The sequence below is a fragment of the Streptomyces sp. NPDC127098 genome (assembly GCF_042722465.1).
Lineage (GTDB): Bacteria > Actinomycetota > Actinomycetes > Streptomycetales > Streptomycetaceae > Streptomyces > Streptomyces millisiae.
On sequence record NZ_JBHXFJ010000057.1, the window covers coordinates 15,016 to 35,398 of the forward strand.

Consider the following 20,383-nt stretch of genomic DNA (forward strand, 5'->3'; position numbering starts at 1 on the left):
GACCTGAAGTGCCGTGCGACACCGTGCGGGGACAGCGCAAGCGAGAAACCCGACGAGAGAGGGGAGCGGCACGATGAGCGCGATCGTGAGCCGTGAGTTCCGGCTGGCGTCCCGCCCGGTCGGCGAGCCGGGGCCGGAGAACTTCGCGTTGGTCACGACCCGGGTGCCGGAGCCCGAAGAGGGACAGATCCTGGTCCGCAACACCTGGATGTCCGTCGACCCGTACATGCGCGGGCGGATGAACGACGCCGAGTCCTACATGCCACCGTTCGAGGTCGGCCGCGTCCTGGAGGGCAGCGCGGTCGGCGAGGCGGTGGCCTCACGCAGCGCGGACGTCCCGGTGGGCGCGACCGTGTCGCACTTCGCGGGGTGGCGCGAGTACGCGCTGCTGAACGCGGCAGACGCGGCCGTCGTGGACGTCTCGGCCGCCCGCCCGCAGGACCACCTGTCGGCGCTGGGGCCGACCGGGCTGACGGCGTACCTGGCCGTCACCGAGATCGCGCCGGTGCGGGAGGGCGACGTGGTGTTCGTCTCCGGCGCCGGCGGCGCGGTCGGCAGCGTGGCCGGACAGCTGGCCCGCCTGTTCGGCGCCAGCCGGGTGATCGGGTCGGCCGGCGGGCCGGCGAAGGGCCGGATCCTGACCGAGGAGTTCGGGTTCGACGCGGCCGTCGACCACCGCGCCGGGCCGATCGCCGCGCAGCTGGCCCAGGCCGCGCCGGACGGCATCGACGTCTATGTGGACAACGTCGGCGGAGAGCACCTGGAGGCGGCCATCGGCGCGCTGAAGGTGCACGGCAGGGCGGCTCTGGTCGGGATGATCAGCCAGTACAACGCCACCGGCCCGGTGCCGGGCCCCGGCAACCTGTACGACATCGTCACCAGGCGGCTGACGCTCCGGGGGGTGCTGGTCACCGACCACCTGGACCGCTTCCCCGGGTACGTCTCGCGGGCGGCCGGCTGGTTGGCCGACGGCCGCCTGCGGACCAAAGAGACGGTGGTGGAGGGCTTCGAACACGCCCCCGAGGCATTCCTGGGCGTGCTACGCGGCGCCAACACCGGCAAGATGCTGGTCTCCCTTGACGGCATCGGGCCGCGGTGACGGGACGATGTCATCCGCCACGGCCTTCGCGCGCCCTCAGTCGTGGTGGTCGGGGGGACCGCGGGGCCACCGGGAAAGTACCGGTGGCCCCGCGGTCGCGCCCGCTGTCAGTCGTGGACGAGCGGCGCGGCCGACTCGTCAAGGAAGCCGCCCGACTGGTGCTGCCACAGCTTCGCGTAGGTGGCGTCCAGTGCGAGCAGTTCCTCGTGCGTGCCCTGCTCGATGATCCGCCCCTGGTCGAGGACCACGAGCCGGTCCATCCCGGCGACGGTGCTCAGCCGGTGCGCGACCACGAGCGCCGTACGCTTCTCCATGAGCCGCCACAGCGCCTCCTGGACCAGGAGTTCACTCTCCGAGTCCAGGGCGCTTGTCGCCTCGTCGAGCAGCAGGATCGGGGCGTCCCGCAGGATCGCCCGGGCGAGGGCGACCCGCTGGCGCTGTCCGCCGGACAGCTTCACACCGCGCTCGCCCACCATGGTGTCGAAGCCCTGCGGCAGCGTGTCGGCGAACTCCGTGACGTGCGCGGCGTCTGCCGCGCGCCGGATGTCGGCGTCCGTGGCGTCCGGCCGGGCGAAGGCGATGTTGTCCCGCAGCGAGCGGTGGAACATCGCCGGGTCCTGCGGCACATAGGCGAGCTGGCTCCGCAGGTCCGCCTGGCTGAGCCTGCTGATGTCCTGTCCGCCGATCAGGATGCGACCGGCGTCGACATCCGTCATTCGCAGCAGCAGCCGCGTGAGGGTCGTCTTGCCGCCGCCGGAACGACCGACAAGCCCGATCCGCGACCCGCTGGGCACCTTCAGGTCGAGCCCGTCGAAGAGCGGTCTGCCTCCCGGGTAGGTGAAGGAGATCCGCTCGAACCGGATGTCGGCGTCCCGGGGCCTCAGCGGCTCGGGCGACGGCGGGTCGACCACGGTCGGCGGCGTCAGCAGCAGTTCGGTGAACTGCCCGGCCTCCGTCAGCGAGTTCTCCAGGTGGCGGTAGATCCGGTTGAAGTCGAACATGAGTCGGGTCGCGTTGCTGTAGTAGGTGAAGGTGACCACGAGCGCCTCGACGCCGAGCTCGTCCCCGGAGAGCCCGAGCACGATCACCAGTCCCAGCGTGCTGGCCAACACGGACATCGGTGCGACCAGCGCGTCGATCCGCAGGTTGCTGTAGTCCCACGAAGCCAGCGACAGCCGCCTCGACTCCGCGACACGGACTTGGTGTTCGGCGGCCTCACGCCCCTCGGCAGCGAACGCGCGAACCGTGTCCATGTTCATCAGGCTGTCGGCGACGTGTCCGGACACCCGGGCGATGGCCTGCTCGCGCTGGTCGACGAGTGCCTGGCGGCGGCGGATGAGGGGCACCACGAACAGCGCCGTCAACGCGATCACGGTCAGGAGCCCGACGACGAGCAGCGGTTCGTAGCCCCACAGCACGAACGAGCCGAACGCCAGCGGCACGAGGCTGCCCAGCACGGAGAACGTCAGGGTGTCGACGAACTCCTCGAAACGCGACGCGAAGCTGAGCACACGTTTGGTCAGCGATCCGGCGAAGTTGTCGTGGTAGAACGCGGCGTCCTTGCTGAACAGCTCGTCCATGCCGATGACGTACAGGTGCTCGATGCCGAGCGCGTCGAGCCGGTTCAGGCAGTGGATGCCGATGCGCCACAACGCCTCGGCCAGCAGCAGGACACCGGCGAAAGCGAGGACGTAGGGCAGGGTCGCGTCGGCGGACGTCGCGCCGCCGTCGGCGATGTGACCGACGAGTTTGGCGACGATCAGCGGCGCGATGTAGTGGGTGCCGATGGTGCCCAACGCCGGAAGCAGCATCCCGGGCACGGCCAGCAGGCGCAGCCGGACGAGCTCACCTGTGTAGTGACGAAGGGCGAGGAGCATGGAGCCCCTCTGCGGTTGACTCTCGTGTGGAGGCGACGTTCCCATCCCACCTCTGTACGGTCGTGCGGCGGCCCACCGCCGGTGGCTGGGAAGACCGGCCGCGATGAGTATCGGTCGAGTGGGGCCCTCTCATGGGCGCCCTGCGAGGTCCGGACCGGGCCGGACCGCCACGCGGTACTGGCGGGAAGAACATGCGAGTACGGGGCAGGGACGAGTCAGTCTCCCGTACCGGCTCCGGGCGAGTCCAAGGATTTTTCCCGGCCCGGCGCGCAGCGGGACGGCCGCGCCCCCTCCCGGCAGGGCATCGCCACACCGCGGAGCTGCCGGTCAGCGAGGTCGGCTACGACGTCGCACAGCATGGCGGTATAGCAGCGTGGCGTCGTTGCGACGTGTGGCGTCCGGCTCAAGCCGAGGACCCGGCCGGGGTGGGCTCGGCGACCGGAGCGGGAGCGGCCGGCGGCGCGTTGCTCGGCGGTCAGCGGCGGCTGACCGCCGACGGGGTGCAGGCACGCGAAGAGCTCGTCGAGAAAACACACGGCTTCGTCCTCGACAGGAGTCGTCGTCAGCTCTCGGCTTCGCATAGCCCGGAAGAGTGGCGTCCATGGTGAGGAACCGGGCCCTATCGCCAGTGGCCCCCAGGGGTGGGCACATCGGGGTGCGTGACGATATGACACGCACGGGGGTGCGGGGGTTGTTGGGTACGCGTGCACTGACAAGCGCCGTGCGCGGAAAGGCAATGACGTCCGCCCGGCCCCACCGCAACCCCCGAGCGCGCTCTGGCGCGTAGCATCCGGCAGCGACACATCAGGTACGAGGAGAGTGAGCTGCCGTGGCCGACGAGCCGGACACCACCCCCATTCAAAGCAGGTACGCAGAGCAGTTCGCTGCCGACCTCAAGGACAACCGCGAGGAGCAGGAGGCCGTCTCGGCGCGGATCGCGGGGCTCGAGGCACGGCTGACACAGCTGAAGGCCGACGAGACCTGGCTGACCGGACAGCTGGCGTCGGCGGACACGCAGCAGGCACCACACGCCGGCGAGGAGGTCCACGAGACGGCACCGTCCACCGGTCTCACCTCCGAGGACGCCGCCAAGCCCGGGAGCCTCCCGACGCAGCGTCAGGGCACAACGAGCTCGAAGGACGATGCCGGCGCGGCCGGCCGCAGCAGGAAGAGGCCGGCCGCGAAGAAGGCCACCGCGAAGAGGGCGACGGCCGAGAAGTCAACACGGCCGTTGCTCCAGGATGTCGTCCTGAGCCTTCTGCGCGCCCACCCTGGTGAGCCCCGCACGGCCCGTGAAATCCACACAGCAGTGGAAGGGACCGGGCGCGCCAGCTCCCACCAGACGACGCGCAACACCTTGGAGCGGCTCGTCGCGAAGGGGCTTGTCGAGAGGCAGCGCAGGCAGGGATCCGTGATGTACACGGCGCTCACGCCTGTGGACGAGGTCACGCCTCCAGCCGACATCGCTGCCGCGCCGCGGGGCGCGGACGTGAGCGAGTCGGTCGCGGCAGAGGTCTGATCGCCACGGCGTTGTGCTGGCAGGAGGTCAGCGCACGGTTCCCATCGTGTGACGGACCTCCTGAGCCGCATCCTGCGGCGTTGGGTGACTGAGGCCGGCCACGGCTTTGTGACATGGCGCGGCGGTGTGTGCCCGCCCTGGTCACCGGCCACAGAAGGAGGAGAAGCCGGCCAGCGGGAGCGACCTGGCTGACCTGGGCGAGCGCTCCTGTCTGGCGGCCCAACCCTCGCCGAACACGCGTCGGCACGAGCTGGGGGAGACGGGGCAGGGCTGATGGGGGGCCGCCATCCGGGTATCGCTTCGATCTTGTTGAGCAACCGCATCAGCACGTCGGCCAGCGGGACGATCTCAGCTGCCTCGGTCGGATCGGCGATCTCCACGTGCCGGTGGCTGGCCGGGTTGTCGAACAGCCCGAGTGCTCCATTGCAGAGCTCCATGGTGGCCACCGCCTCCCCGGTGGCCGATCTGGTTTTCGAGTCGCCGACCCAGGGCCGCGCCGCCAGCCGGAACCCCCCCAGTCGACGTCGCCAGTGGCGACGTGACGGGCCGCTGAAGCCTTCCGGCCGCCGCAACTGGCGACGGAGCCGAACCCGGCGGTAGGGAACGAGTGGAGGTCCACGCCGGGATCCATGGTGCTGTCGTGGAAGTAGGCAATGATGCCAAAATCGCCCAGCTCTCCGCGGATGTCAGCCGCTGCAAGCGCGGCCAAAGCATTATCTCGTTGCTCTGCCGGCCCTTGAAGATGGACCGCGACGGTGCCCATCGGGTGCTCACTCCTGGCGCGATCCTTTGCGATCGATGTGCCTCGACGTCAAGCCGCTGCGACGAAAGTGGCCGGCCGCGCCCTTGGCCAGAGGCTGGGGGAGAGTCAGGCGTGTCCCCGGTGGAGAAGCACCAGACGCGAGGATCGCGAGACCCCTCCGGTCATCCGCCAACGCCCCGGCCGCGGACGTCTGGTTGGCGCCCCGTCCCCGCGACCGGTGCGCGACCGAGCTGGAGCGACGGGCCGACGAGGCCGAACCACGAGTGGGAGCAGGTCGAGTCAGATCCGGCCGCGCGACCGTGGTTCTGGACACCGAGGCCACCGGGCGCAACTCTCAAGCACGGAAAGGGCCGGTTGCGGCACGAGCTCCACCTGCACGACCAAGCGCGCGCCACCGGCCGCCACCTCGGCAGCGACGGCGACATCCCCCGGCCGCCGACGCCCTCATCGACGCACTGCGGTGGCAGTACGCGATGCGCGCCTACTCCGCCAGGTTCGGCGAGCCCAACGACTACGGCGAGCGCTGCCGCTGGCGGCCCCGCAGAGACCGTCACGGTCTCTCGGCGACAGTCGAGCCGTCCTCGACCGTCTGAAGACGATGCTCGACGACTCGCCCGTCGACGATCCCGAGGACAGCTACTGGTGAGCAGGCCCAGACCCGAGCGTCATCTCCCGGTGCGGTATACACCCGCGGCCCACGGCCGGCGACGGTGCCCGCGAGGTTCGCAGCAAGGTCTCCGCTGTATGTAGTGTGCGGAAATGACAAGAAGCGAGCGTCTCGCGGACCAGCTGGACTGGTACTGGCACAAGAACCTGCGGCCGCGGCTGGACGGTCTTACCAATGAGGAGTACTTCTGGGAGCCGGTGCGCGGCTGCTGGAGCATCCGCCCACGTGGCACGTCGGCCGCACCGATGTCGGCAGGTTCGGGGGCATGGACGATGGACTTCGCGTCCCCTGACCCGGTGCCGGCGCCGGTGACCACGATTGCCTGGCGGCTGGCGCACATCATCGTCTCCTGCCTGGGCTATCGGGTCGGATGGTACTTCGGCGGCCAGGACGTCGACTCCGAGACGTTCGCCTACGCGGGGACCGCTGACGAGGCGCTGAAACAGCTCGATGAGATGTATGGGAGATGGAACGCGGGGGTCCGCGAGCTCTCGGACGCTGACCTGGAGAATCCGCCCACGGCGGGTCCCGAGCGGTTTCCCATGGAGAACAGGATCCTGCACGTCAACAGGGAGCTGATCCATCACGGCGCCGAGATTTCCCTGCTGCGCGACCTCTACCGCTGGCAGGACGGAGCCGTACCGCGCCGCATCTGACGTTCCGATAACCGGCGATCGAGCTTCGGAAACCTACGTGGACTCCGTGACTCTCCGTTGCTCCGAGCTTCAGAGGAGACGAACTCCTCCGCGTCGGCCGAATCAACACAGCGGATCGAGCATGGACGTTCGTGATCCTCCTCAATGCACAGCCGCGATGGTGCTGACCTGCACGGCGTCGCCCCGCACAAAAGGGCTGAAGGCAAGCCGAACGTTGAACCGGTCAACTCAACCGCACATTCGCCACCTACGACGCTCAGTCCCAAGCAGCAGCTGTGACTGAGCGCTGTGGCTGTCGAGTTGAACGTGCTAGCAGACCGGCCCATAGGGAAGGAACCCGACCCGGCCTGCTCGGGGTGCGCGGTCCACACGGCGCGGTGCGGACCGGAAGCGGTCAGTTCAGGGGGCACGACGGTTCCGACACATCGTTGCAGGTCTCCGCGGCTGCACGCGGAAGCGAGGGTGTCGCCTTCGTGGACCCGCTGCGCCAGGTAGTCGATGCGGGCCCGGGCGTCTGTCTTGGCTGTCGATGCGGCGAGCACGGGAGCAGAGCACCATCGTCGCCGAATCCCTGCGTACACCTACCTCCAGGATCACGGCCGCAGCGCCCCCGACCTCAGCGAAGTCACCTTCGGCTACATCGACTACGTCGACGTCGACCTGTAAGGGTTCAGGCCGGCGAACGAGCAGTAGGTGAGTGTTCCCCGTCGAGGCTTCAGCGTCTGTATCGAGCGGAGGCTCGGCCACCCAGGCCAAGGATCACTGCGGCTGGGAAGGAGTTCGGACCAGAGAGTGGTAGCACTCGATCTGCCATTGCGCGTGATCCAGCGGCTTGCCCCGGGGCAGGATGCGGGTGCCCGTGGCCAGCGTCACGTTCCGGTCGGCGGACAGACAGAAGAGAGCAAACAGGCGCTGGCTTGCGAACTCGACTGAGTCCTCGTAGTAGTGGTCCGCGACAACACGTCGGTCGTCCCGCAGGAAGGGACGCTGGAGAAAGTCCTGCACATCGGCGGGGAAGTTCCCGAGAACGCCGAGGTGGTAGGTATGTATGCTCAGCGGATGCGCGGACTCGGTACGCGGTTGCGGAGGGACGTCGGCCGGGGAAGTGCGGCGGAAGATGCGGGAAACGGCTCGTGAATGAGTCTTGGTGGCTGCCGTGCTGAAGGACTGCCGCCGCATCGTTCGCGCGTCCAGCTTGAGGCGTTCGACCAGGTAAACCCGTTTGCCGTTCCGGGGCATGGGGCTGGCCTTGCACAGGCCGTCGGTTCCGAAGACGAAGGCCGTGGGACGCCCATCACCGCCCTCTTCCAACCGGGCCCACCATTCCAGCACGGTGCCGGCCATCTCCTGGAGCGTGTTCTGAGTGCTCGGGCCCAGCATGTCCCAGCACTGCTGCCGGTTGGGCGCTGAACCATCGGTGGGAAAGCCGCCAGGCTGATGGATCGGCGACACAAGGCCTGGCGCTTCCGTTTCCGGCGCGGGGAGCCGGGACGCCGATGAGACGTAGGGGCCTGTTTCACTCCTGGCCCGCTGTGTGGGCACAAGCCCTCCACCTGACGGTAACTCGGGACGACGCACTCGCCCGGGAACCTGTTCACCCGCCATGCGCTCCCCCTCGGTGGACTCACAGCCATTATCTCCTCTCGCTGAACTTGGGTCGACGGGGCCCGTGCGGGAATTGGCGGACGCCAGCGGCGGTCCGCTCACCTGCCTCCAACGCGGCGTCCCGTCACCGGGTTGGACGCGGGGCGGATGACAGAGAGGCTGCCCAGGGCGATGCCGCTGGCGCGTCGGCAACGGCCCGGGACAGCCTCCTGGGGGCGTCTTCTACCACCCGGTGGCCGGCCGGCGCTCCGGACAACGGCCGCTCCGCGGCCCCGGCGTTCGGCACCGACCGCGGTGTCCCGTACGTGATCTACGAGGCCGGCGAACGCCTTGCCGGCAGCATCGCCATCGCCCGCGGCTGAGCCACCCCGCGCCCGCCGCGCACCTACCCGTCGCCGCCGGCCGCCGGGAAGTCCGGCGTCACGTCGCGCCGCCAGCGGTCGGCGGCCCGGCGCAGGTGCGCGGCGGCGGCCGCGACGAGCGGGTCGCGGTGCGGGTGTCGGCGGGCGTGCAGCACGACGCGCCTGCCGACCACGGGGTCGGTGAGGGGCCTGGCCACCACCGTGGCGGGCAGCGCGACCGCCGCGAGGCGCGGCAGCACGGTGATGCCGATGCCGGCGTCGACGAGGCTGAGCGCCGCGTGGTGGTCGTCGAGCCGCGCGACGTGGCGCGGCGCGAAGCCGGCGGCGCCACAGGCGTTCTGGATGATTTGCCCGACCGGGCTGTCATAGATGTCGTGGTCGATCCAGGGCTCCGTCCGCAGCCGGCCGAGCGGGATCGAACGCGCGCCCGCCAGCGGGTGGTCGGCGGGCAGCACCACAAGCAGCTCCTCGGTGAGCAGGTCGTGGCGCCGGTAGCCGTCCAGACGGATCCCGGCGCCGCCCACCGGCTCGGTGCGGATGTCGAGGTCGGGCCGGCGCCGGCCTCGCCCGTCGACCGGTTCGTTCAGGCTGACCTCGACCGTGATGTTCGGCCGGTCCGCGCGGACGGCCCGCACCACCTCGGGGATCAGCCGCTCCGCCGCCGAGGCGAAGCAGGCGATCGCCAACCGCTCGGCCTGGCCGGCCCGCAGGTCCGCGACGGTGCGTTCGAGACGCCCGAGGTCGGCGAGCAAAGGCCCCGCCTCCTCGGCCAGTTGGAGCGCGGCGGCGGTCGGCGCGACGCCCCGCCCGTCCTTCTCCAAAAGCGTGAGCCCCGTCTCCCTGGCGAGCGCCGCCATGTGCTGGCTGATCGTCGCGGCCGAGTAGCTGAGGTTCCGCGCCGCGGCGCTGATCGAGCCGGCCTCGACGACCGCGCGGAGGACCGCCAGCCGATGCGTGGTGAGCATGGGTGCCACCGTAAGCCACCACCGAACGGTCCGGCGGTTTTTGTCGCTTGTTACGGACGGTCGAGGAGGCGAGGGTGGTAGCCGTGGACTCACGATTCTGGGAAGACGCCGACCGCCTGCTGATCCGCTACGGCACGACCTTCAGCCCACGCGTCATCGAGCGTGCCGCCGGCGCCCACGTGTACGACACGGCGGGCCGGCCGATCCTCGACTTCACCTCGGGCCAGATGAGTTCGGTGCTGGGCCACGCCCACCCCGACATCGTCTCGGCGGTCTCCACGGCGATCTCCACCCTCGACCACCTCTACAGCGGCATGCTCAGCCGCCCGGTCCTCGACCTTGCCGAGGCACTCGCCGCCACCCTCCCTCCCGAACTGGGCAAGACGCTGCTGCTGAGCACCGGCGCCGAGTCCAACGAGGCGGCGATCAAGCTCGCCAAGCTCTACACCGGCCGCTACGAGATCGTGTCGTTCGACCGCTCCTGGCACGGCATGAGCCAGGGCGCGGCCTCGGCCACGTTCTCCGCCGGCCGCCGCGGCTACGGCCCGCCCACCCCGGGCAACTTCACCCTGCCGACGCCCAACGCCTACCGCTCGCCGTTCCGCGCCGCCGACGGCTCGCACGACTGGCGGGCGGAGCTGGAGTACGGCTTCGCGATGGTCGACCGACAGTCCTCCGGTAGCCTCGCCGCCTGCCTGGTGGAGCCGATCCTCTCCTCGGGCGGGATCATCGAGCTGCCGCCCGGCTACCTCGCCCGCCTGCGAGAGTTGTGCGACGAGCGCGGGATGTTGCTGATCCTCGACGAGGCCCAGACCGGCCTCGGCCGCACCGGAACGATGTACGCCTTCGAGCGCGACGGCGTCGTCCCCGACCTGCTGACGCTCTCCAAGACCCTCGGCGCCGGCCTGCCGGTGGCCGCCGTCCTCACCGGCGAGCGCGTCGAGCGCGTCTGCCACGAGCGCGGCTTCCTCTTCTTCACCACCCACGTCTCCGACCCGCTCGCCGCGACCGTCGGCGCGACGGTCCTCTCCGTGATCCAGCGCGAGGGACTGGTCGCCCGCGCCGCGGCCCTAGGCGAACAACTCGCCACCCGCCTAGGAGAGTTGCGTGACCGCTACGACATCGTCGGCGACGTCAGGGGCCGCGGCCTGCTCCAGGGGCTCGAACTCGTCACCGACCGGCAGAGCAGGACCCCGGCCGACGAGATCGGGCAGCGGATCACCCACGACTGCCTCGCCCGCGGCCTACACCTCAACATCGTCCAACTCCCCGGCATGGGCGGCATCTTCCGCATCGCCCCACCACTCACCGTGACCGAGGCCGAGCTGCACGCCGGCCTGGACATCCTCGCCACCTCGATCGAGCGGGCGGCGGTGGCGGCGCCAAACCCCTGAAGAAAACGGACGACCTGACTCGGTGCCCACTGCCTTGTAAACCACATCCCCTAGGTGTGTTCCCGAGGCGCATCAGGGGGTTGCTCGGCCGGCTCGCGCGCTTAGCATCGCCCCGATGTTCGAAGTTGACGAGGCGCCAGCTCTGGTCGCGAATCGTGAGTCCACCGCATTCCGTCAAAGATGACGGGGCTTGCCCGCGCCCACACCTTTTCGCGCTCCGTCAGGAGCTTGCCATGCCGTATCCAGTCAGCTCACCGGCTGGAGGTCTGCCGACCATGAGGTGATGATGAAGCACGTGCCGTCCCTCTCCGTACGGGGACATCCAGGACCGGAGAAGAGCCCATCGTCGTTATCGGACTCGCCTGCCGGTCACCCAGCGCCCCCGCCCGGAGGCGTTGTGGGAGTTGTTGAGAACCGGCGAGAGTGCGTCACCCCGAGCACCGGGAGCAGCACCTGACTCGCGTCTATCGCAAGCTCAACGTCAAACGTCGACGTGACCTGCCGACCAACCTGCGGGCGCAGCAGGTCGGTTCACGGCCCAGGGGGACGGCGCCCGACTCCGTCGCCAACGCCGGCTAGCGCGATGCGTCGACCGCGCTCGGTCACCGAACAACGAGAAAACGGTCAGCGCCAGAAGGCGAGCCGGTCGGCGAACCGGTCATGCTCCACCGCGGGGCCGGTGCCGCTCAACCGCACGAGTCGGGGGCGCGCCGGATCGAAGGCGGGCCAGTCCGCCACGCCCGGGACGGCCGGTCTGCCGTCCCGGATGAACGAGACCCACGCGGCGTGGACGGTCTCCGCGAGCTCGTCGTCGGTGGGGACGAATCTGTCCGGCAGTCCTGGCAGCGGCCCGTCCTGGCGGCGCCAGACGTAGCCGAGTTCGGCGCCGTGTGGCGCGCCGCCGCCGTCGTCCCCGAACTCTCCGAAGAGGTACTTGTACACCGGCGCGTGCGCGGCCTGCGCGTCGGCGAACCGTGACGTCGGCATCTGGAACACCAGGTCGCCGGTGATGACGGTGAGCAGGCCCTTGCCGCTCAGTTCCGGAAACAGGCCGGCGTAGTGGCGCACGGCGTCCGCGCCGGTGCGCCCCAACGGGCGCAGCCTCGGGTCCAGCAGCTCGGCGGCCCGGGCGGAGGTCAGCTCGTCGTGGATCGACGTGTGCGTCACCGCCTCACCCGTGGTGGTGCCGATCATCAGGGGGATGCCGGCCGCCGACCCCGCCGCGACCGCGTCGGTGGGCGGGGCGGGCAGCGTCTCGCCGTCGACCACCGGCTGGAACGGCAGGCCGAGCACGGCCACTTCTCCGTAGCGGTCCGGATCATGCCGGGTGTAGGCGTCGTCACACAGCGCCTTCTGCACCCGGAGCAGCCGGGTGATCGGCACGTCGGCCAGGTCCGCGGCCGAGGCGCCGAGAGCGCGCAGCACCCGCGCGGTGATGTTCCGCGCCGTGTCGACCGACAGGTACGCGGGACCCGCGCCGCTCTGCGGCATCGCGCGGGCGTACAGGCCGCGCGCCTGCGGCATAGCCATCAGCGTGGCGACGGCGAACCCGCCGGCCGAGCGCCCGGCCAGGGTGACGTTGGCCGGGTCGCCGCCGAACCGCGCGATGTTGTCCCGCACCCACCGCAGCGCGGCGATCTGGTCGAGCAGTCCCCGGTTCGCCGGCGCGGTGTTCCCGGCGGCTCCGGCGCCCTCGGCGTACAGGAAGCCCAGTGCGCCGAGGCGGTAGTTGAGCGTCACCTCCACGACGCCGCTGTGCGCGAATGCCGCCGACTGGAGGACGATCTCGGCACCGGAGCCCACCGCGTACCCGCCACCGTGCAGCCACACCAGCACCGGCAGGCCACCGCCCAGGTCCGGCGTGCGGACGTTGAGCGTCAGGCAGTCGTCGCCCGACGGCAAAGCCGAGGTCGCCGCGGTGCCGACCGGGCCGTAGGTCGGCACCTGCGGACAGACGGGGCCGAGGCGCAGGGCGTCCCGCACCCCGTCCCACGGCTCAACCGGGCCGGGCGGGGCGAAGCGCCGGGGGCCGACCGGCGGGGCAGCGTAGGGCATGCCGAGGAACGCGTGCACCCCGTCCCTGGTGAACCCTCGCACGCGCCCGGCCGAGGTGGCGACAACGGGGCCCGCGCCGACGCCGGTCACTGGGCGGCCGCTCACTGAGGGACTCCGCGCAGCATGCTCACGCGAACGCCGAGCGGCATCGGCGCGCCCTCGAAGACCGCTCCGGCACGCAGCACCCACCGCGGCCGGCGCAGGACGTCGAGCCCTTCGGCGAGCACGTCGCCGTCGACGACCAGCACGTCGGCCGCCTTGCCGGGCACCAGCGAACCGGTGTGCTCACCGACGCCGGCTATCCCCGCCGCGGTGCTGGTGGCCGCGCGGAGCACGTCGACCGTCGCCGCCCCGGTCGCCTCCTGCAGCAGCTCCAGCTCCTCGACGACCTCACCGCTGGTGTCGGTGCCGGTGCCGACGGGCACGCCGGCCCGCCACGTCAGCCGAGCGCTGTTCCGCAGCCGCTCGATGATGTCGGTGAGGATCTGCCCGGCCATCGCCTCGTTGCCGATCAGCCGGTACTGAAAGGCGATCGCGATCAGCCCGGAGATCGTCGGGACGTGTGCCGTGCCCCTCTCGACCATGAGCGCGACCGTCTCGTCGTCCATGAACGCGCCGTGCTCGATGGTGTCCACGCCGGCCTCGACCGCGTTCCTGATCGACTCGGTCGAGTAGGCGTGCGCCGCGGCCCGCTTGTGGAACTTGTGCGCCTCCGCGATGCCGGCCGCCAACTCCTCCGGGTTCAGTTCCGGAATCCCCGGGTCCTCCTCGGGGTAGGTGCCCAACCCGCCGGATGCCATGAACTTCAGGACGTCGGCGCCGTTGATGATCTGCCGGCGCACGGCGGTGGTCACCCCGACCGGGCCGTCGGCCTCCACGGCTCCCCAGTTGCTGCCGTGGCCGCCGGTGATGCAGATCGGGTCGCCACCGGCGATGATGCGCGGTCCGGGGATCACCCCGGCGTCGACGGCCCGGCGGGCCAGGATGCCGGTGGATCCGGGCAGCCCGAAGTCGCGGATCGTGGTCACGCCCGAGCGCAGCTGGGCCTGGATGTTGGCCGCCGTGTGGTACGCCAGCAGCGGTTCCGGGCTGCGCATCAGGGCGTCGCTCTGGTCCCGGTAGCGGCTGCCGGGTTCGGAGATCCGCAGCTTCTTGCGCGCCATGTGGTCGTGCAGGTTGATCAGTCCGGGCAGGACGGTGCCGCCCTCGGCGTCGAGGACCGTCGCCGAGTCCGGCACCGACGTCGGCCCGCGTCCGACCTCGACGATCATCCCGTTCTCGATCCGCACGCCGGCGTTCTCGATGACCTCGTCACCGACTCCGGTGATGACCGTTGCGTTGCGCACGACGACCGTCACGGATGCTCCTTTCTCACGGCTCCCAGGGCCGCGCGCGCGATGGCGTCGGCCTGCCGGATGGTTGGGTGGCCCTTCCCCGGCTGGGGGAGGTTGGCGATGTTCCAGTGGATCGGCTCGATCGGGATGCCGTAGGCGAACCGGCGCGTCGACACGACCCCGTCGGCGCCGACGACCCCGAACGTGTCGCGGTCCACGTCGAGCCCGCCCGACGCGATCCGCTCGCCCGAGGCGCTGGTCATGTCGTGCGGGCGGGCGAGGCCCGCCGCCGTCATCGCCGACAGCAGCGGGCTGGCGGTCCGCCGCAGGTCGACGCCGTGCAGCCGGGCGTCGACGAGGACCTCGAAGAGCCGCTCGCCGGCGAGGTTGGCGGTGGTGACGGCGAACCGGCCGGTCTCGTGGTCCGGTCGGACGCGGGCCCGCGAACCCAGGAAGCCGACGAGGCCGGCGTCGGCGAGCGCCAGCAGCTGCGCCAGCCGGAGAGCCGGTGGGCCCGCGGCGAGATAGGCCCCGACGCTGCCGAACCAGCCGTCGACGTCGCGCACCTGCGACGCGCCGTCGAGCGCGCCGGAGGCGACGACCGTCCTGAGGCGGTCCTTGAGGGCGGCCAGCATCTCGCCGACCGCCTTGACCCGGCCGCGCGGCCTGGCCAGCGACTCGGCGAGATCGGCACGCACCACGTCGACGACCGCCCGGTCGAGCGCCGCCTGATCCGCGAAGATCTCGGCGCCCACCGGGTCGAGCAGCGTGGCGAGATCGAACGCGGGCACCCCTGGGAACGCCGAGCGGAACAGCTCGTCGACGGCCGGTCCTTCGGCCGGCAGCGACCGGTAGGCGTCCAGGACGGCGCGGTGTCGGGGGTCACTCGACAGGCAGGAGTAGTACGCCCACCGCAGGTCCCTCACCATCGACGGCCAGATATCGGCGGCGAAGTCGACATGTCGCCTGCCGACCAGCCCGGCCACCGACTCGGCGTCGAGGAAGACCGGTTGGGCGGCGCCGGGGACGAGCGCCCGGCCCAGGTAGGGGATACCGCGCCCGGAACCGACCATCAGCCGCGGCTCCCGGCCGCTGGGCAGATACCGCAGCCGGCCGTCGGTGTCTTCGGTGGAGCGGACGAACTTCCCTCCCCGGCCCTCGGTGAGCAGCGCCACGCAGTCGTAGAAGTTGAGCCCGGTGCCCAGGAGCGCGACCGGCGTGCCGGGGGCGATCGGATCCCAGTCGACGTCGATGGCCGGGCTCGGCGGCACGTAGTGCAGGCCGCGCTCGGCGGCGAAGGCCGCCAGGCCCGCCTCCCGGGGGGTGGCGTGGACGGCGGTGTGCCCGGTGGCCAGGACCACGGCGTCGGCGACGAGCGTTCCGACCTCTCCGCCTTCCTCGTGGCGCAGTTCGAGGTGCTGGGCGCGATCCGTCGACTCGGTGAGCGACATCGCGGTCGCCCGGTGGACGAGGAGGCGGACACCCGGCGCGGCGGACGCGGCGAGGAACCGGCGGCACCAGCGCAGATAGCCGCCGAACAGGGCCCGGGTGGGGAAGTCGTCGGGGCCGAGCGACATCGCCTCGGCCCGGCGGTCGGGATCCGGCAGCTCCGCCACGGCGACGCGCTCGACCCACTCGCGGAAGTCGAGCGAGCCGGGCAGCGGGGTGACGTCGGGCAGGCCGGCGTCGGCGAAGATCGTGGCCTGCCGGAGGCGGCTGTTCATCAGCAGCGTCGGCGACTGGTCGTCCCGCCACACCCGGCCGGTCTCGAAGGGGTCGATCAGATGGAGCGTCAGGTCACTCGCGTCGCGGGCCCGGGCGATCAGCCGGCCGAGCACCGCGAGACCACGCGGGCCGCCACCGACGACGACGATCGCCGGTGCCCGCCCGCCGCCGGCGCCCTCAGCGGAGCGCACGCCGCAGCCCCAACGAACGCTCGACGACCACCATCACGACCAGGGACAGGGCGATCAGCACGACGGACAGCGCCGCCACCTCGGGGCCGGCCTGCGTCTCCACGTAGTGCAGCAGCTCGACCGGCAGCGGCGTGACGTGGAAGCCGCTGAGAAAGAGTGACAGCACCGCCTCGTCGAAGGACACCAGGAACGACATCACCCCGCCGGCCACCACGCCGGGCCGGATCAGCGGCAGCGTCACCCGCCGGAAGGTCGCCCAGCCGTTCGCGCCGAGGACCCGGGCCGCGTCCTCGCAGGCGGCGTCCGCGGTGGACAGGCTGACGCTGACGGTCCGGACGGCGTACGGCACGCAGATGGTCAGGTGCGCGAGGATCAGCCCCGGATAGCTGTTGGTCAGCCCCAGCGGCGAGAACAACAGCAGCAGCGCCAGCGCCAGCACGATGTTCGGCACCAGCAGCGGGGACAGGAAGAGACCGCTGACCGCTGACCTGCCCCGGAAGCCGTGGCGGTGGATGGCCAGCGCCACGCACACGCTGATGGTCACGGCCAGCACCGCGACCGTCAGGGCGATCACCAGGCTGACCCGGAACCCGGTGAGGAACTCGGGCGTGCGGAAGACCGTGGCGTACGACTCGAAGCTGAATCCGTCGGGCGGGAAGCGCATGTAGGTCGAGGTGTCGAAGGAGATGACCCCGACGACGACGATCGGCGCCCACAGGAACACGAACAGGACGGTGATCAGCAGGCGCCAGCTGACCTTGGCGACGACGTTCCTCATCGGCCGCTCGCTCTCCTCTCGACCCGTCGCTGCACGATCTGGTATCCCGCGATGGCCACCCCGAAGATGGCGAACAACAGCAGGGAAAGAGCCGCGGCCACCGGCCAGTTCAACGTGTTGGTCGCCTGGTCGTAGATCTCGGTGGCCAGGACGAACACCCGACCGCCGCCCATGAGCCGCGGTGTCACATACGCGCTGATCGCCAGCACGAACACGAGCAGGCCCGCCGAGGTGACGCCGGGCAGCGAGAGCGGCAGCGTCACCCGCGTGAAGACCCGCCACCGGTTGGCGCCCAGCGAGGCCGCCGCCTGCTCGACGGTCCGGTCGAGACGGCCGAAGCCGCTGACCATCGCGAGGATCGCGATCGGCATGAAGATCTGGACCAGTGCGATCACCACGCCGGTGAAGTTGTTCGACAGCTGGATCGGCCGGTCGATCACGCCCAACGTGTCGAGCGTGCTGTTGACCAGGCCCTGGTTGCCGAGCACGACCATCCAGCCGTAGGTGCGGGCCACGCCGGAGACGAGGAGCGGCGTGATGGCCAGCGCCGTCAGCAGCCCGCGGTACCGCGACGTCGTACGCACCAGGAACAACGCGACCGGATAGGACACCAGCACCGTCAGCACCGCGACGACGAGGCCGAGCCGGACCGTCTGCAGCGCGACGTCCCAGTAGAAGCGGTCGCCGAGGACGGTGACGAACGAGTGCGCCGTGACCGTCTGCTCGATGCCGCCGCCTGGCAGGCCGCGGTTGACCGACATCCGCAGCACCCAGACCATCGGCAGCAGGTACCCGATCGACAGCGCCGCCACGCCCGGCGCGAGCAGCAGGACAATCGTGCGCACCTGACGACGGCGCCCGGTCGGGGCGGTGCCCCGCGGCGCCTCGGAGGCAGAAGTGGTGGACACCGGCGATCACCGCTCCAGCACGAGCGTGTTCCGGCGCGGCCAGGACACCGTCACCGCTGTGCCCGGCGCCAGTACCCGGACCGCGTGGGAGCTCTGCTCGCTCTCGATCACCGTGTCGCCGACCCGGACGCGGTAACCGATCTGGTCGCCCGTGTAACTCGTGGCGGCCACGACCCCCTCGTACCGGGCGACGGGCTCACCCGGCGCGGTGTCCGTGTCGGCGCCCAGCTCCCGCACCTGGACGGACTGCGGCCGCACGACCGCCGAGACCTCGGTGCCCGCCGCGATCGGAGTGGCCGGCAGGCCGATCACGCCGAGTCCCTCGGTGTCCAGCGCCGCCCCGGCCCCGAGCTGCCGCAGCGTGCCGCGGAACAGGTTCGCCCTGCCGATGAAGGTCGCGACGAACACCGTCGCGGGGTTCTCGTAGATCTCCTTGGGCGTCCCGACCTGGATCACCCTGCCCTCGTTCATCACCGCGACCCGATCGGCCATCGACAGTGCCTCGTCCTGGTCGTGCGTGACGAAGACGGCCGTCGTACCTGACGCCTGCTGGATGTCGCGGATCTGGGTGCGCAGCGACTCGCGCAGTTTGGCGTCGAGCGCCGACAGCGGCTCGTCGAGCAGGAGCAACGTCGGATCGATCACCAGGGCACGGGCCAGCGCGACCCGCTGCTGCTGACCACCGGACAGCTGCGACACCCGACGCCCCGCCAGCTCCCGCAGCGCCACCCGCTCGAGAGCCGCCTCGACCATCTCGGCCGCCCGCGCCTTGGGGACCTTGCGCATCTCCAATCCGAAGGCGACGTTGCGGGCCACGTCCAGGTGCGGGAACAGGGCGAACGACTGGAAGACCATGCCCATGCCGCGCTTGTGCACCGGCCGCCGGGTGATCTCCTCGCCCGCGACGCTGATCGTGCCGGCCGACGGCTCGACAAGACCGGCGATCATCCGCAGCGTCGTCGTCTTGCCACACCCCGACGGGCCGAGCAGGGCGAGCATCGCGCCCTGCTCGACATCCAGGTCCACGCCGTCGACCGAGGGGTCCGCCGCGCCCGGATAGGTCTTCGACAGCCCCCGCACCGACAGGTGCGCCCCCGCCTCAGCCACCTATGACCTCCCGCTGGATGCGCTCGACCCACTCCGCGTAGTGCGGTGAGATCCACGCCCAGTCGATCGGCGCCGCGTCGGCGAGCAGGCCGTCAGGCGAGGCGATCCGCCGCGTCAGTTCGTCGTCGAGGGTGACGTTCTGGTTGACCGGGCCGTAGAAACCCTCCGAGGCCAGTGCCTGTTGCGCCTGCTCGCCGATGGCGAAGTCGATGAACCGCTGCGCGAGCTCCGGGTTCTCGGAGTTGGCGACCTGATTGATGGTGCTGATCTGCGCGACGCCGCCGCCCTCGGGGACGACGACGTTCAGCAGGCCCTCGTTCGCGTCGTGCAGGGCCTGGGCACGGCCGTTCCAGCCGACGCCGATGCCGGCGCTCCCGGACATGATCGCGTCATAGAGGTTCGGCTGCGGCTCCCAGGTCTGCACCTGCGGCGCCATCTCCCGCAGCACCTCGAGCTCCGGGTCGATGCCTTCCTGGTAGTCGAGGCCCAACTCGTCGGCCAGCCCGGCGATCAGCGCGATGCCGCGGGTGTCGGCGATCTGCAGGGCCAGCTGCCCGTCGTACGCCGGGTCGGTCAACCCGCTCCACGTGGCGGGCGGCTCGGTGACGACATCGGGGTTGTAGATGATGGCGAGGCTGTCGATGTACAGCGCCGGGCCGTAGCCGGGGTCGACGACCGCCGTGTCGATCAGCTGCTCCAGGTTCGGCACGTCGGCGGGGTCGAGCTCGGCGAACAGGCCCTCGGAGTTCGCGGTGCGCTGGACCGAGCTGTCGATCACGACGACGTCGTAGGTCGCCGAGGACTGGTTGGTCCGCAGCCCGGCCAGCATCTCGGCCGAGTTCTGCGCGGGTTGGTAGTTGACGGTCACGCCGGGGTTCGCCTCGACGAACGGGTCGATGACCGTCTCCTGGAACTGGTCGGCGAACGCGCCGGAGAAACCGGTCACGTTCAGCGTCTGACCGTCTCCTTCGCCGCCCTCGCCGCCCTCGTCGCCTCCGGTCGTCGGCGACGACGCCGACGAAGAGCAGGCGGCGAGCACGAGGGCGGACGCACCCGCCAGAACGGCCAGGCGCAGGCGGGTAGGTCGGGCGGTGTGCGGCATGGGAGTTTCCTCATCACTCTGGTGGTCACTGCCTCGCGTCGCGCACCGCGGGCCGGGTGAGCCGAGACTGTGCCCCGCGGGCGGCCGACCGGTCAAGCCCGTTCATTGCGCAGTAATTCGGGCATGTTAAATCTCCCGTGGCAACCTTGCCCTCGCCTTCCCAGGCTGATGCAACAGGTTCCGAGGCGCCGCAGGGCCCCCGAGAACTCCCGTTGGTCCGCGCGAGGGGTGCCGCACGACGGCGCGGCATCTGATGCAGCAGGTCAGTCTGTGGCG

General features: G+C 70.8%; 14 protein-coding genes and 1 pseudogene. 4 read left to right on the forward strand and 11 right to left on the reverse strand.

What is annotated here, in order from left to right:
* Positions 1–73: 73 nt before the first annotated feature.
* Positions 74–1,099: an NADP-dependent oxidoreductase gene (locus ACFWI8_RS28060; protein WP_387097039.1), complete on the forward strand. Its 1,026-nt coding sequence runs from the start codon at positions 74–76 to the stop codon at positions 1,097–1,099.
* Between the two features lie 107 nt (positions 1,100–1,206).
* Here ACFWI8_RS28060 and ACFWI8_RS28065 read toward each other — a convergent pair whose 3' ends face one another.
* Entirely contained in the window at positions 1,207–2,976 is a 1,770-nt protein-coding gene (locus ACFWI8_RS28065; RefSeq protein WP_387097042.1) for an ABC transporter ATP-binding protein, read from the reverse strand.
* 829 nt (positions 2,977–3,805) lie between these two features.
* On the opposite strand from ACFWI8_RS28065, the gene ACFWI8_RS28070 reads away from it, so the two are divergent.
* Entirely contained in the window at positions 3,806–4,495 is a 690-nt protein-coding gene (locus ACFWI8_RS28070) for a BlaI/MecI/CopY family transcriptional regulator (protein WP_387097044.1), read from the forward strand.
* 323 nt (positions 4,496–4,818) lie between these two features.
* Here the strand turns inward: ACFWI8_RS28070 and ACFWI8_RS28075 are convergent.
* A pseudogene (locus ACFWI8_RS28075) lies at positions 4,819–5,067 on the reverse strand (TIGR02391 family protein); the annotation flags it as partial.
* A gap of 950 nt (positions 5,068–6,017) precedes the next feature.
* Between ACFWI8_RS28075 and ACFWI8_RS28080 the strand changes: the two are divergent.
* A complete protein-coding gene (locus ACFWI8_RS28080) occupies positions 6,018–6,581 on the forward strand; it encodes a DinB family protein (RefSeq protein WP_387097047.1) in 564 nt (187 codons plus the stop codon).
* Between the two features lie 759 nt (positions 6,582–7,340).
* Here ACFWI8_RS28080 and ACFWI8_RS28085 read toward each other — a convergent pair.
* Both ACFWI8_RS28085 and ACFWI8_RS28090 read right to left on the reverse strand, forming a co-directional pair.
* Positions 7,341–7,925, reverse strand: coding sequence for a hypothetical protein (locus tag ACFWI8_RS28085; RefSeq protein ID WP_387097049.1), 585 nt, complete (start codon positions 7,923–7,925; stop codon positions 7,341–7,343).
* 646 nt (positions 7,926–8,571) lie between these two features.
* Positions 8,572–9,513 (reverse strand): LysR family transcriptional regulator, encoded by a 942-nt coding sequence (locus ACFWI8_RS28090; RefSeq protein WP_387097052.1) that lies wholly within the window; start codon positions 9,511–9,513, stop codon positions 8,572–8,574.
* Between the two features lie 83 nt (positions 9,514–9,596).
* On the opposite strand from ACFWI8_RS28090, the gene ACFWI8_RS28095 reads away from it, so the two are divergent.
* A complete protein-coding gene (locus ACFWI8_RS28095) occupies positions 9,597–10,907 on the forward strand; it encodes an aspartate aminotransferase family protein (protein WP_387097055.1) in 1,311 nt (436 codons plus the stop codon).
* A gap of 624 nt (positions 10,908–11,531) precedes the next feature.
* Here ACFWI8_RS28095 and ACFWI8_RS28100 read toward each other — a convergent pair.
* From ACFWI8_RS28100 to ACFWI8_RS28130, 7 genes are all read right to left on the reverse strand, one after another.
* Positions 11,532–13,067 (reverse strand): carboxylesterase/lipase family protein, encoded by a 1,536-nt coding sequence (locus tag ACFWI8_RS28100; RefSeq protein WP_387097057.1) that lies wholly within the window; start codon positions 13,065–13,067, stop codon positions 11,532–11,534.
* The gene (locus tag ACFWI8_RS28105) at positions 13,064–14,320 is read right to left on the reverse strand and encodes an amidohydrolase family protein (RefSeq protein ID WP_387097060.1); all 1,257 of its coding nucleotides are present in this window, start codon (positions 14,318–14,320) and stop codon (positions 13,064–13,066) included. The genes ACFWI8_RS28100 and ACFWI8_RS28105 overlap by 4 nt, the downstream gene beginning before the upstream one ends.
* Positions 14,317–16,212 carry an FAD/NAD(P)-binding protein gene (locus tag ACFWI8_RS28110; protein WP_387097063.1) on the reverse strand — a complete coding sequence of 632 codons (1,896 nt, stop codon included), beginning with the start codon at positions 16,210–16,212 and terminating at the stop codon, positions 14,317–14,319. The genes ACFWI8_RS28105 and ACFWI8_RS28110 overlap by 4 nt, the downstream gene beginning before the upstream one ends.
* Entirely contained in the window at positions 16,199–16,990 is a 792-nt protein-coding gene (locus ACFWI8_RS28115) for an ABC transporter permease (protein ID WP_387097066.1), read from the reverse strand. The genes ACFWI8_RS28110 and ACFWI8_RS28115 overlap by 14 nt, the downstream gene beginning before the upstream one ends.
* Complete coding sequence (locus ACFWI8_RS28120) at positions 16,987–17,835, reverse strand: ABC transporter permease (protein WP_387097069.1); 849 nt, start codon at positions 17,833–17,835, stop codon at positions 16,987–16,989. Before ACFWI8_RS28120 ends, ACFWI8_RS28115 begins: the two co-directional genes overlap by 4 nt.
* A gap of 69 nt (positions 17,836–17,904) precedes the next feature.
* Positions 17,905–19,005 carry an ABC transporter ATP-binding protein gene (locus ACFWI8_RS28125; protein WP_387097072.1) on the reverse strand — a complete coding sequence of 367 codons (1,101 nt, stop codon included), beginning with the start codon at positions 19,003–19,005 and terminating at the stop codon, positions 17,905–17,907.
* The gene (locus ACFWI8_RS28130) at positions 18,998–20,107 is read right to left on the reverse strand and encodes an ABC transporter substrate-binding protein (protein ID WP_387097075.1); all 1,110 of its coding nucleotides are present in this window, start codon (positions 20,105–20,107) and stop codon (positions 18,998–19,000) included. The genes ACFWI8_RS28125 and ACFWI8_RS28130 overlap by 8 nt, the downstream gene beginning before the upstream one ends.
* Between the last annotated feature and the right edge of the window lie 276 nt (positions 20,108–20,383).

Coding starts and splice junctions, on each gene's coding strand:
- ACFWI8_RS28060 (WP_387097039.1), top strand. CDS start 74: ATGAGCGCGATCGTGAGCCGTGAGTTCCGGCTGGCGTCCCGCCCGGTC.
- ACFWI8_RS28065 (WP_387097042.1), bottom strand. CDS start 2,976: ATGCTCCTCGCCCTTCGTCACTACACAGGTGAGCTCGTCCGGCTGCGC.
- ACFWI8_RS28080 (WP_387097047.1), top strand. CDS start 6,018: ATGACAAGAAGCGAGCGTCTCGCGGACCAGCTGGACTGGTACTGGCAC.
- ACFWI8_RS28085 (WP_387097049.1), bottom strand. CDS start 7,925: ATGGCCGGCACCGTGCTGGAATGGTGGGCCCGGTTGGAAGAGGGCGGT.
- ACFWI8_RS28090 (WP_387097052.1), bottom strand. CDS start 9,513: ATGCTCACCACGCATCGGCTGGCGGTCCTCCGCGCGGTCGTCGAGGCC.
- ACFWI8_RS28115 (WP_387097066.1), bottom strand. CDS start 16,990: ATGAGGAACGTCGTCGCCAAGGTCAGCTGGCGCCTGCTGATCACCGTC.
- ACFWI8_RS28130 (WP_387097075.1), bottom strand. CDS start 20,107: ATGCCGCACACCGCCCGACCTACCCGCCTGCGCCTGGCCGTTCTGGCG.